The organism is Micromonospora lupini str. Lupac 08 (assembly GCF_000297395.2).
Taxonomy (GTDB): Bacteria; Actinomycetota; Actinomycetes; order Mycobacteriales; family Micromonosporaceae; genus Micromonospora; species Micromonospora lupini.
The window spans coordinates 1,354,932-1,366,838 of record NZ_HF570108.1; the positions used below are offsets into that span (position 1 = coordinate 1,354,932).

Annotated in this window: 12 protein-coding genes; 6 read left to right on the forward strand and 6 right to left on the reverse strand. The window is 74.0% G+C overall.

Annotation, left to right across the window (positions count from 1 at the left end):
• The first annotated feature begins 18 nt into the window (after positions 1-18).
• Positions 19-1,194 (forward strand): ROK family transcriptional regulator, encoded by a 1,176-nt coding sequence (locus MILUP08_RS07490; protein ID WP_007456242.1) that lies wholly within the window; start codon positions 19-21, stop codon positions 1,192-1,194.
• A 114-nt stretch (positions 1,195-1,308) separates the two neighbouring features.
• Here MILUP08_RS07490 and MILUP08_RS07495 read toward each other — a convergent pair whose 3' ends face one another.
• Together MILUP08_RS07495 and MILUP08_RS07500 are read right to left on the reverse strand one after the other, a co-directional pair.
• On the reverse strand, positions 1,309-2,325 hold the full coding sequence (locus MILUP08_RS07495) for an ABC transporter permease subunit (RefSeq protein ID WP_007456244.1): 1,017 nt from the start codon (positions 2,323-2,325) through the stop codon (positions 1,309-1,311).
• Positions 2,322-3,332 carry an ABC transporter ATP-binding protein gene (locus tag MILUP08_RS07500; protein ID WP_007456246.1) on the reverse strand — a complete coding sequence of 337 codons (1,011 nt, stop codon included), beginning with the start codon at positions 3,330-3,332 and terminating at the stop codon, positions 2,322-2,324. The genes MILUP08_RS07495 and MILUP08_RS07500 overlap by 4 nt, the downstream gene beginning before the upstream one ends.
• Positions 3,333-3,463: 131 nt before the next feature.
• On the opposite strand from MILUP08_RS07500, the gene MILUP08_RS07505 reads away from it, so the two are divergent.
• Both MILUP08_RS07505 and MILUP08_RS07510 read left to right on the forward strand, forming a co-directional pair.
• On the forward strand, positions 3,464-4,306 hold the full coding sequence (locus MILUP08_RS07505; protein ID WP_007456248.1) for an ABC transporter ATP-binding protein: 843 nt from the start codon (positions 3,464-3,466) through the stop codon (positions 4,304-4,306).
• Between the two features lie 10 nt (positions 4,307-4,316).
• Positions 4,317-5,213, forward strand: coding sequence for a ribokinase (locus MILUP08_RS07510; protein ID WP_039907430.1), 897 nt, complete (start codon positions 4,317-4,319; stop codon positions 5,211-5,213).
• A gap of 113 nt (positions 5,214-5,326) precedes the next feature.
• On the opposite strand, the gene MILUP08_RS07515 is transcribed toward MILUP08_RS07510, so the two are convergent.
• Complete coding sequence (locus MILUP08_RS07515; protein ID WP_007456252.1) at positions 5,327-6,055, reverse strand: hypothetical protein; 729 nt, start codon at positions 6,053-6,055, stop codon at positions 5,327-5,329.
• 90 nt (positions 6,056-6,145) lie between these two features.
• Between MILUP08_RS07515 and MILUP08_RS07520 the strand changes: the two genes are divergently transcribed.
• Positions 6,146-7,759, forward strand: coding sequence for a dienelactone hydrolase family protein (locus MILUP08_RS07520; RefSeq protein ID WP_007456254.1), 1,614 nt, complete (start codon positions 6,146-6,148; stop codon positions 7,757-7,759).
• Positions 7,760-7,785: 26 nt separating this feature from the next.
• On the opposite strand, the gene MILUP08_RS07525 is transcribed toward MILUP08_RS07520, so the two are convergent.
• From MILUP08_RS07525 to MILUP08_RS07535, 3 genes are all read right to left on the reverse strand, one after another.
• A complete protein-coding gene (locus MILUP08_RS07525) occupies positions 7,786-8,160 on the reverse strand; it encodes a DoxX family protein (RefSeq protein WP_007456257.1) in 375 nt (124 codons plus the stop codon).
• Positions 8,157-8,636: a DUF6232 family protein gene (locus tag MILUP08_RS07530; RefSeq protein WP_007456259.1), complete on the reverse strand. Its 480-nt coding sequence runs from the start codon at positions 8,634-8,636 to the stop codon at positions 8,157-8,159. Before MILUP08_RS07530 ends, MILUP08_RS07525 begins: the two co-directional genes overlap by 4 nt.
• 70 nt (positions 8,637-8,706) lie before the next feature.
• Positions 8,707-9,186 carry a DUF6232 family protein gene (locus MILUP08_RS07535; RefSeq protein WP_007456261.1) on the reverse strand — a complete coding sequence of 160 codons (480 nt, stop codon included), beginning with the start codon at positions 9,184-9,186 and terminating at the stop codon, positions 8,707-8,709.
• Between the two features lie 98 nt (positions 9,187-9,284).
• Here MILUP08_RS07535 and MILUP08_RS07540 point away from each other — a divergent pair, with 98 nt between their 5' ends.
• Both MILUP08_RS07540 and MILUP08_RS07545 read left to right on the forward strand, forming a co-directional pair.
• The gene (locus MILUP08_RS07540) at positions 9,285-10,058 is read left to right on the forward strand and encodes an enoyl-CoA hydratase/isomerase family protein (protein WP_007456264.1); all 774 of its coding nucleotides are present in this window, start codon (positions 9,285-9,287) and stop codon (positions 10,056-10,058) included.
• Positions 10,059-10,151: 93 nt separating this feature from the next.
• Complete coding sequence (locus MILUP08_RS07545; protein ID WP_007456266.1) at positions 10,152-11,774, forward strand: acetolactate synthase; 1,623 nt, start codon at positions 10,152-10,154, stop codon at positions 11,772-11,774.
• Positions 11,775-11,907: the final 133 nt, after the last annotated feature.

The following is an 11,907-nucleotide window of genomic DNA, read 5'->3' on the forward strand; positions in this document are numbered from 1 at the left end:
AAAACTAGAGGACGTGGCATGAGTGCGACCCGGCTGCCCGGCACCCCCCGCCTGTTGCGGGCGCTCAACGACCGTGCGGCGTTGGAACTGCTCCTCGAGCGCGGGCCGCTCACCCGGGCCCGGCTCGGCGAGCTGACCGGCCTGTCCAAGGTCACCGCCTCGCAGCTCGTCGAGCGGTTGGAGGAGCGCGGCCTGGTCAGCCGGGTCGGCGAGCAGGCCGGCGGGCGGGGGCCGAACGCCCAGCTCTACGCGGTGCGCCCGAGCAGCGCCCACGTCGTCGGGGTGGACGTCGGGCCGGACCGGGTGGTGGCCGCCTGCGCCGACATCACCGGCGCCGTCATCGGCCGGGTGGAGCAGTCGACGCGGGACACCGACGACCCGGTGGGCGTGGTGCACAACGCGGTGGTGCAGGCCGCCAGCAGCGCCCAGGCGCAGCTCAGCAGCGTCCGGCGGATCGTGCTCGGCACGCCGGGCCTGGTCGATCCGCACACCGGCGACATCACCTTCGCCTTCAACCTGCCGCGCTGGCACAGCGGTCTGCTCGCCGCGCTGCGCGACGACCTGCACACACCAGTGGTCTTCGAGAACGACGTCAACCTGGCCGCGGTGGCTGAGGCGCAGTCCGGCGCCGCGCAGGGAGTTGCCGACTTCGTCCTGGTCTGGGTGGGCGCCGGCGTCGGCCTGGCGATCATGCTGGGTGGCCGCCTGCACCACGGCAGCAGCGGCGCGGCCGGCGAGATCGGCTACCTGCCGGTGCCCGGAGCGCCCATCCCGCGCGACGTCTCGCGTCGTGCCAAGCCCGCCTTCCAGCAGGTGATCGGCGGCGACTCGGTACGCGCGGTGGCCCGCGAGCACGGCTACCCGGACACCGACGCCGCCGAGGCCGTCCGCGCGGCCGTCGCCGGTGGCGCTGCCGGCGGCCCGATGCTCGACGAGCTGGCCCGTCGGCTCGCGCTCGGCGTGGCCAGCACCTGCGTGGTGCTCGACCCGCCGTTGGTCGTGCTGGCCGGCGAGGTCGGCCAGGCCGGCGGGGCGGCGCTCGCCGACCGGGTGCAGCGGGAGGTCGCGGCGATCACCCTGGTCCGGCCGCGGGTGGTGCCCACCGGCCTCACCGAGGAGCCGATCCTGCGCGGCGCGCTGCGCACCGCCTTGGACGCGGTCCGCGACGAGGTGTTCGGCTCCACGGTCGGCTGAGCCCGCTGGAGCGGTCATGTGAAGGAATATTTCACCGCAGGCCGTCAAGCTGCAAGCTCTTGCCGGCGCTCTCGCCGGGCCGCCCCGCTCGCTGTGGACGGCCCGGAGAGCCCCTCAGAGCAGGTCGCGGCGACGGAAGACGGCGAACGCCGCCACGGTCAACCCACCGGTGATCACGAGCAGCACCACCAGCGACGGTCCCCAGGTCAGGCTGTAGAAGCCCGAGCAGGGGTCGGTGCCGGAGCTGCTCGTGCAGAGCTGGTTGTCCCAGAAACGCACCTTGCCGTTGAGCCAGGCCGCGATGTGGCTGGAGAGCATCAACCGGTCCGGCCGCCGGGCGTCGACGATCTCCAGCACCAGCCGCGCGCCCAGCTCCCACACCACCGTGTACGCGGCGGCCGCGCCGAGCGCCGCCGAGGTGTGCCGTCCCAGCGTCGCGATGGCGAAGCCCAGCGCGGTGGCCAACAGCACCAGCACCAGGCCGCGGCCGTGGATGGCGCCCAGCGAGCGCCAGAAGTCGTCACCGGGCCGACCGCCCAGCCCGGCGGTCTGCCCGATCACCCAGAAGGTGGCCAGGTAGACCAGGGAGGCCCCCACGGCCAGCGCCAACACCGTGCCGAGCAGGGTGCCCAGCTTCGTGCCGAGCACCGTCAGCCGGCGCGGTCGCCACAGCAGCAGGTTCACCACCCCACCCGAGTTCAGGTCCGCCCCGATGTACGAGGCGCCCACCAGGAACCCGAACAGCACCAGGAACGCGATGAGGAAGTACAGCAGAGGGCGGGCCTGCTGCTCGAAGCTGAACACCCCGGGCAGGTAGTCGGCCGCGATCGGCAACCGGTCCTGCCGGATCGGGTCGAACTCCGAGCAGTCGGTCGCGTAGAAGTCGTCCGTTTCGCCGGGCGGGGTCATGCTGTTCTGCCGAGCCAGGCACTGCTGGTGGGTGGCCTCCATGCCCTGCAGCGCCTCGGCGGCCTGCGTCCGCGCCGAGCTGAGCTCGGCCTCGCTCGGCCGGTGCGAGCCGGCCAGGGTGGTCGCCGCGGTGACGGCGAACGCCAGCGCCAGCAGGACGACCATGAGCTGCACGAAGCGGCGCGCGGACAGCCGCTCCAACTCGGCCCGGACCAGGTTCACGCGTCCACTCCCCGTACGTCGAGATCGATCACCGCGGCGTCGTCGGCGCCCGCCGGCAACGCCGAGTCGTCGACCTGGCGGGGCACCGACGGATGCTCGCCGGCGCCGGTCAGCTCCAGGAAGACGCTCTCCAGATCGGGCCGGAGCGGCGTCAGCTCGCCCACCCACAGCCCCTGCTCGCCCAGCACCCGGCTGATGACAGTCGGATCGGTCACCCCGCTCACCACAAGCGCCGTGCCCTCGACGGCGGCGGTCAGCTCCGCCTCGTGCAGCAGGTCGACGGCGCGCTCCGGCTCGGCCACCCGGACCAGGAACTCGTGCCGGTCGTGGCCGGCCAGCACCTCGTCCACCCGACCGGCCGCGACCCGCCGCCCCCGGGAGATGATCGTGACGTGGTCGCAGATCAGTTGGATCTCGCCCAGGATGTGGCTGGACACCAGCACGGTCACCCCGGCCGCCGCGAGCGACCGCATCAGGTCCCGCATCTCGCGGATGCCCGCCGGGTCGAGACCGTTCGCCGGTTCGTCCAGGATGAGCAGCCGCGGATCCTTCAGCAGCGCGGACGCCACCGCGAGGCGCTGCTTCATGCCCAGCGAATAGCCCTTCACCCGATCGTCGCCCCGGTCGCGCAGGCCCACCAGCTCCAGCGCCTCGTCCACCCGGGAGATCGACACCCCGCCGGCGCGGGCCAGCAGTCGCAGTGTGCGACGCCCGGTGAAGTTGCCGAAGAACTGCGGACTCTCCACGATCGCGCCGACCCGACCGGCCACCCGGGGCAGCAGCTCCGGCGACGGCTCGCCGAGCACCGTCATCCGCCCTCCGTCGGCCCGGACCAGGCCGAGCAGGGCGCGCAGCGTGGTGGTCTTGCCGGAGCCGTTGGGCCCCAGGAAGCCGTGGATCTGCCCGGCCTCGACCAGCAGGTCGAACCCGTCGACCGCCACCCGTTTCCCGTGGCGCACGCTGCGGAAGGTCTTGCGCAGACCCTCGATCTCGATGACCGCGCTCATCCGCGCGGCTCCGTACGTCGATCGGGCATGGGTCGTCCTCCGGCTGTGGTGATCAACGACACGGTGCCTCAGCCTATGGGCGGGGCGCCGCCCATGGGGGGCACCCCGACGTTGCGTGGTTGGATGGTCGGGTGACTGGTGACCTGATCCCCGGCGCTGCCGGCGCCGCGCCTGCCGCCGCACCCGTGGACCCGGATCTGGTGGTCAGCCTCGACAGCGTCGGCGTCCGCCGCTCCGGCACCGCCCTGCTGCAGGACCTGACCTGGCGGGTCGAGCTGGACGAGCGCTGGGTGGTGCTCGGCCCCAACGGCGCGGGCAAGACCACCCTGCTCAACATGGCCGCCGGCCGGCTGCACCCCACCTCCGGCGTCGCGCACGTGCTCGGTGAGCGGATCGGCCGCACCGACGTCAACGAGCTGCGTACCCGCATCGGGCTCTCCACCGCCGCGCTCGCCGAGCGGGTGCCCGCCGACGAGCAGGTGAGCGACGTGGTGGTGACCGCCGCCTGGTCCGTGGTCGGGCGCTGGCGGGAGAGCTACGAGCGCGGCGACGAGGCGCGAGCGCGGGCGCTGCTCAGCCAGCTCGGCGTGGGCAACCTCGCCGAACGCCGCTACGGCACCCTCTCCGAGGGCGAACGCAAGCGCGTCCAGATCGCCCGGGCGCTGATGACCGACCCGGAGCTGCTGCTGCTCGACGAGCCCACCGCCGGGCTCGACCTGGGCGGTCGCGAGGACCTGGTCGCCCGGCTGGCCGAGCTGGCGTACGACCCGGACGCCCCCGCCATGGTGCTCGTCACCCACCACGTGGAGGAGATCCCGCCCGGGTTCACCCACGCGCTGCTGCTGCGCGAGGGCGCAGTCGTCGCCCAGGGTCTGCTCGCCGAGACGTTGACCGGCGACAACCTCTCCAAGACCTTCGGTCTGCCGCTGGTGGTCGAGCGGTCCGGAGACCGCTACACCGCGCGCGCCGCCTGAGCGGGTGACCGTGCCGCAGACGCGGGTGGTCGTGGTGGGCAGCGCCAACATGGACCTGGTCGCGATGGCCCCGTCGCTGCCCCGACCGGGCGAGACCATGCTCGGCACCGACTTCGTGATGGTGCCCGGTGGCAAGGGCGCCAACCAGGCCATCGCCGCGGTCCGGGCCGGCGCCTCCTGCGCCTTCCTCGGCGCGATCGGCTCCGACGCGTTCGGCGTCACGCTGCGGGCCCGGATCACGGCGGCCGGTGTGGACACCGGCCACCTGCGGGTCGTCTACGGCACCTCCGGTGTGGCGCTCGTGATGGTCAACGCGCAGGGGGAGAACGCCATCCTGGTCACCCCCGGCGCGAACGACGCGCTTGTCGGCCTCACCGACGAGGAACTGGCCACGGTACGCGGAGCGGACGTCCTGGTCGCCCAACTGGAGATCCCGGTGCCGACGGTGACCGCCGCCGCGCTGGCCGCCCGCGCCGCCGGCACCCGGGTCATCCTCAACGCCGCACCGGCCCGGGACCTCCCGCCGGAGCTGCTCGGGGCGGTGGACCTGCTGGTCGTGAACGAGGGCGAGGCGCAGGCGTTCACCGGTCGGGGGCGGGAGGAGCCCCGGGCGCTGCTCGACCTGGTGCCCCGCGCCGTGCTCACCCTGGGAGACGCCGGCGCGTGGTACGTCGACCGGGACGGCACCGAGGCGCACGTGCCCGCGGTCCGGGTCGACGTGGTCGACTCCACGGCGGCCGGCGACGCGTTCACCGCCGCCCTGGCGGTGGGTTGGGGCGAGGGGCGGGACGTCGTCGACGCGGTGCGCTGGGCGGCGGCGGCCGGCGCGGCCTGCGTCCGCAAGCTCGGCGCCTCGGTGGCGCTGCCGCGACGCGCCGAGATCGACGAGCTGTACGCGCCGGGCTGACCCGCCCCGCGCCGCACCCGCCTGGGACGGCGAGCTGACTCGACCGCGCCATACCGGCCTGGGACGGCGAGGTGACTCGACCGCGCCGCACCGGCCGGCGCGCCGGCGTGGGCTCAGCCGGCGGGTTCGTCGCTGAGCTTCTCGCCGCGCCGCCGCAGCATTCCGAGGCCGGGGATGCCCGCCACGGCGAGCTTGAGGTCACGGGTGACGTCCAACAGGTCGTGCAGGTCGGGCCCGACCCGGTCCAGCGTCGCCAGGATCGGCAGGATGTCGGCGGTCAGGTGCTCCTTGAGCTTGGGCAACTCGTCGATCAGGTGGATCGCTGCGGTGATCTCCTCGTGGCTCAACTCCTCGACGAACCTCCCGGTCATCGGCGCGGCCCGCCGCAACGCCGGCTCGTACGCCGCCAGCAACTCCGCCGCCGTGGCCGCCGCCTGCGCGGCGGTACCGACGGTGACCGCCGCGTTGCCGGCCACCGCCTCGGCCTCGGTGACCACAGTGCCGGCGACCTGCGCGACCTTCTCCGCCTCGGTGACCACCACGGCGGCGGCCGTCGCCACTTCGCTTGCGGTGTCGATGGCGGTGGTCGCGGCGGCGCTGATCACCGCCACCTCGCGGACCGCCGCCTCGGCGTCGGTGAGCACCTGGTCGGTCCGGTCCAGGGTCGTCTCGATCCGATCCACCACGCCGTTGATCCTGGCCAGCAGTGCCTCCACCCCGTCCAGCACCGCGAACGCGCGGGCGGGCACGGCGGCGAACGAGGCGGCCGAGCCGAGCGCCTGGTCGAGCGCGGAGCGGGTCAGGCCGACCACGGCGGTGGGGGTGGGGAGGGGAATCGCCATGGGACCAAGTGTGCGTCGACCCCGCCACAACCGCTCGCGGGCGACCGTCGGCGCGGTCTGCGGTGTGGCGTCCGACGGTAGGGTGCCCGCATGTCGGCCGCCTCGCCGCACCACCCGCCGAGCACCCGTGCGGCCGTCCTGCTCGCCGTGCTCGCGGCGCTGGCCGCCGCGCTCGGCACGGCGGTGCTGGTCCGCGCGGACGCCGGCCTCTCCGTGCGACAGGTCACCGTCGGTGGCGTTCCGATGACCGAGGTACGCGCCGGCCCGCCGACAGCTGACGCCCGGCGCCCCGGCGTGGTCATCGCGCACGGGTTCGCCGGCTCGGCGCGACTGATGCGCCCGATCGCCGACACGGTGGCCCGCCGGGGAGCGGTCGCGCTGCTGTTCGACTTCGCCGGGCACGGTGCCAGTCGGGCCCGTCTCGGCCCCGACATGTCACCCGCGACGCTCGCCGCCGACCTGGACGCCGCCGTCGGACACCTGCGCGCCCAGCCGGACGTGGACCCGGCCCAGATCATGCTTGTCGGACACTCGATGGGCGCGGGAGCGGTCACCCGGTACGCGGCCGGGCACCCGGAGATCGCCCGGACCGTGGCGATCTCGCTGCCCGACGCCGGCGAACTGCCGCCCGGTCGCCCGGCGGAGCTGCTGCTCATCGTCGGCGGCGCGGAGTTTCCCGCGTTCCGGCGCGCTGCCGACGACGCCGTCGGCCGCGGCGCGTCGGTGGGCCGACGGCCAGCCGTGGTGGTGCCTGGTGTGGAGCACATCTCGGTGCTCTTCGCCCCGCGTACCCACGAGGAGATCGCCGACTGGCTGCCCAGCGTCGACGGGACGGCGGCGCCTCGACCGCTCGTCCGTCTCGCCGGGGCGGCGCTGCTGCTGCTGGCGTTCGCCGTCGGCGTCGTCCCGTTGGCGGCCCTGCTCCTGGGCCGGCGGGGCACCGGCAGTCCAGGGCCCGGGGGCGGTCCAGCGTTGGCGGGCAGTCCAGGGCCGGCGGGCAGTCCGGCGTTGACGGGCGGTCCAACGCCGGCCGGGGCGCGCGTGCCGCTCGGTGGTGCGGCCCTGCTCGGGCTGGCGGTCCTCGCGACCGGAGTCGGCGCTGCCGTCGCGGCGCTGCTGCCGACCAACCGACTCCCGCTCGCGGTCGGCGGTTACGTCACAGGCTTCCTGCTGGTCAGCGGCCTCCTGGTGATCGCCGGCCAACGCTTGCTGCCCGGCAGGTCACGAACGCCCGGCACCTGGCAAACGCCCGGCACGATCGTCGACCCGGCGGACGGCCGCGCGCCGGCGGGCGCCGTCGGCGCGGCGCTGGCACTGACGGCGTACGCGGTCGTCGCCGTCGCGCTGCCGATCCACCTCGGGCTGACCTCGGCGCTGCCGGTCGGTGCCCGCTGGTGGTTGCTGCCGCTGGTGGTGGCCGCCTGTCTGCTGTTCCTCCTGGGCGTCGAGCTCGTCGCGGCCGGCCGGACCTGGCGTCGCCTGCTGGTCGTCGCGGTCACCGTGCTCGTGTTGAGCACGTCGGCGGTGGTCGGCGTGGCACCCGGCTTCGTGCTGCTGGTGGTGCCGTTGTTCGCCGTACTGCTCGGCTGGCACGTGCTGTGGGCGGCAGTGCTGCGCCGGTACGCGGCCCCGCGCTGGCTGCCGGCCCTCGTGGGCGCGGCCCTGCTGGGCTGGCCGATCGCCACCACCCTGCCGTTGCGCTGACCAGCTCCGCCGTTGCGCTTGCCGGTCTACCGGCCGGCGCGGGCGACGCGCAGCGCCCACCAGATCAGCGGCACCTGCAGCGGCACCCGGCCATAGGCGATGGCCCGCTTCGTCGGCCGCCGGTGCCGCCAGTCCACAGCCATCTTCACGTTGGCCGGCAGCACGGCGACGAACAGCGCGGCGGCTGCCCGACCGCCGGCCCGCCGGGTGGCCGGGTGTGCCACCGCCGCCGCGACCGCCAGCTCGGCGACCCCGCTGGCGTACGTCCAGAGACGGGCCGGCCCGGGCAGCGCACCCGGCACGATCGGGTCGTAGAGGCGAGGTCGGAGCAGGTGGGTGACGCCGGCCGTGGCGAGCAGCCCGGCCAGGGCGACGGCCTCGTGGCGACGGGTGGTCGTCAATGGTCCCCCTGCTGCTCGACGGCGCGCTGCACGGCCCGGTAGATCTGCCCGAACCGTAGCGCGTCCGGCGTGCGCAGCAGCATGTGCTCCTGGCCGTGGTGCTGCACCCACAGCTCGTGCACGTGGCTGCCGCGCTCGTAGGAGCGGTCCAGCCAGCCGAGGGGAATCTCCAGGAACGGCGCCAGTGCCAGCGCTCCCACCGCGCAGGCCGCGAGGATGATCAGCGCCAACTGCCAGTTGCCCCGGTCCTGGGCGGACCAGGCCAGCGAGACCACGCAGACCAGCCCGACGAGGGGCGGCAGCGACAGCAGCAGGACCAGCACGCCACGACCCAGCACCCGGCCGCGGACGGCGAGGGTCTTCTGCCCCCGTTCATGCCAGACGAACGTCACGTCGGGCAGGGCGATCACCTGACCGCCCGCCCGGATCGACTCGGAGGTCACCTGCACCGCGTCGTCCCGGTAATAGAGGGTCATCACTAAGCCTAACCACCGACAGGCAACCCCGCAGCGCTCGCACGTGCGGGCGAGGTGTCGGGAGTGAGGGTCAGCGGCGGGCTGTGGGGCGGGCGGGTTGGGTGTGCTCCATCGCCCGCTGCACCGCCCGGTAGATCTGACCGAAGCGCAGCGCGTCGCCGGTCTGCAGCAACCGCACCGGCTGCCCCCGCCAACGGGCCCAGATCTCCAGGTGCCGGCTGCCCCGGGCGTACGAGCGGTCCAGGTGTTCGAAGAGGAAGTCGGCGACCGGGCCGACGGCCAGCCCGACAAGTACCGAGGCGCCGACGATCGCGATCGTCACGGTGGGGGAGCGGTGCAGCCAGACGGCCAGGCCGATGCCGAGCACGGCCGCGACCAGCGGGCCGGCAAGCGCGGCGCCGAGCGCGCCCCGCCCGACCAGCACCCGCCAGGAGCGGCTGCCCCGGCGGTGCCAGACCATGGTGATCTCGGCCAGCGAGTAGCTGCGGCCGTCGACCCGGACGGCGGTGGAGGTGACCTGCACCGACCTGTCGTCGTAATACGTGATCATGGCTGGACTCCCGCCCGCGGGGCTGACACCACACTACTTACCCCAACGAGCCGGGTCGTAAGGTTGGCACGCGACTTCGACGAGGAAGTGAGGGCAGCGTGGGCGAGTTCGTTCGGCTGGAGACCACTGACGGCATCGGCACCATCCGGCTGGAGCGGCCGCCGATGAACGCGCTCAACACCCAGGTGCAGGAGGAGTTGCGCGCCGCCGCGACGGCGGCCACCGCCGACCCCGAGGTCCGCGCCGTCATCGTGTACGGCGGGGAGAAGGTCTTCGCCGCCGGGGCGGACATCAAGCAGATGGCCGACATGTCCTACGTGGACATGGCCGAGCGGGCCGCGAACCTGTCCAGCGCGCTCGGCGCGATCGCGCGGATCCCCAAGCCGGTGGTGGCGGCGATCACCGGGTACGCCCTCGGCGGTGGCTGCGAGCTGGCGCTGGCCTGCGACTGGCGGGTGGTCGCCGAGGACGCCAAGCTCGGCCAGCCGGAGATCAAGCTGGGCATCATTCCCGGTGCGGGTGGCACCCAGCGGCTGGCCCGCCTGGTCGGGCCGGCGCGCGCGAAGGACCTGATCATGTCGGGCCGGATGGTGGACGCGCAGGAGGCGCTGCGGATCGGCCTGGCCGACCGGGTCGCCCCGGCGGGCGAGGTGTACGACGCGGCAGTCGCGCTCGTCACGCCGTACCTCAGGGGGCCTGTGCAGGCGCTGCGCGCGGCGAAGCTGGCTGTCGACGGCGGCCTGGACATGGATCTGAACTCCGGCCTGGCCTGGGAGAGCCAGCTCTTCGCGGCGCTGTTCGCGACCGACGACCGGCGCGAGGGCATGGCGGCGTTCGTCGAGAAGCGTAAGCCGGACTTCACCGGCCGCTGACGTCCGGTCCGGCGGTGAACCGAGAACGGTTCACATTATGCCTACCGGCCAGTAGCGTGGGGCTTCGATCATGAGCGACGATGAGGAGCGGCGATGACGGAGCGGATCGAGGGTCACGGCGGAGAGCTGGCCCTCGCGGCACTACGCGCGCACGGCGTACGGGAGATGTTCACGCTGTCCGGCGGGCACGTCTTCCCGCTGTACGACGCCGCGCACAAGGCCGACTTCCCGATCTACGACGTCCGGCACGAGCAGTCCGCGGTCTTCGCCGCCGAGGCGGTGGCCAAGCTCCAGCGCCGACCCGGCCTCGCCGTGCTCACCGCCGGCCCCGGCGTCACCAACGGCATCTCGGGCATGACCAGCGCGTTCTTCAACGCGTCCCCGGTGCTGGTGCTCGGTGGCCGGGCGCCCGCCTTCCGCTGGGGGTCCGGCAGCCTCCAGGAGATGGACCACCTGCCGCTTGTCGCCCCGGTCACCAAGCACGCCGAGACGGTGTTCAGCACCGACGACATCCCGCGCGCGGTGGACGCCGCCCTCACCGCCGCGCTCACCCCGCACCGGGGCCCGGTCTTCCTGGACTTCCCGCTGGAGACGGTCTTCTCGGTCGCCGAGGCCGACCTGCCCGCGTCGTCCGGCGTCGCCCCCGTCGAACCGGACCCGGACGAGGTCAGCCGGGCCGCCACGCTTATCGCCGGCGCGCAGCGGCCGGTCATCATCGCCGGCTCGGACGTGTACGCGGGCGACGCGGTCGCCGCCCTGCGCGAGGCCGCCGAGGCGCTTCAGGTGCCGGTCTTCACCAACGGGATGGGCCGCGGCTCGCTGCCGCCGGAGCACCCCCTCGCCTTCGCCAAGGCCCGCCGCGCCGCGCTCTCCGGGGCCGACGTCGTCGTCGTGGTCGGCACGCCGCTGGACTTCCGGCTCAGCTTCGGTGACTTCGGCGACGCCAAGGTGGTGCACATCGTCGACGCGCCCAGCCAGCGCGCCACGCACGTGCAGCCGGCCGTCGCCCCCGCCGGTGACCTGCGCCTGATCCTCTCCGCGCTTGCCGACCACGCCGGTGACCGGGCCGACCACAGCGACTGGATCGCCGACCTGCGCACCGCCGAGGACGCGGCCCGCGCCCGCGACGCGGCCGAGATGGCCGCCGAGACCGACCCGATCCGGCCGGCCCGCGTCTACGGCGAGCTGCGCCGGGCGCTCGCCCCCGACGCGATCACCATCGGTGACGGCGGCGACTTCGTCTCGTACGCCGGTCGGTACCTGGAGCCCGCGCAGCCCGGCACCTGGCTGGACCCGGGCCCGTACGGCTGCCTGGGCACCGGAATGGGTTACGCGATGGGCGCCCGGGTCAGTCACCCGGACCGCCAGATCTGCGTGCTGATGGGCGACGGCGCGGCCGGGTTCTCGCTGATGGACGTCGAGTCGCTGGTCCGGCAGAAGCTGCCGGTGGTGATCGTCGTCGGCAACAACGGCATCTGGGGGCTGGAGAAGCACCCGATGCGGGCCATGTACGGCTACGACGTCGCCGCCGACCTCCAGCCCGAGCTGCGCTACGACACGGTGGTCAGCGCGCTGGGCGGCGCGGGGGAGACGGTCGCGAAGGCCGCCGACCTTCAGCCGGCCCTACAGCGGGCGTTCGACGCCGGCGTGCCGTACCTGGTGAACGTGCTCACCGACCCGACCGACGCGTACCCCCGCTCGTCGAACCTGGCCTGAGTCGCACCCGCCGCCGCCGTCGCCCCTCGCGGGCGGCGGCGGCGCGGCGTCTTCCCGCAGCTAAATAGACGGAATGTCAGCGTCGGTCGACGTAACGTCAGCGCGGGAACGGCGGGATGTCAGCCCTGTCGCC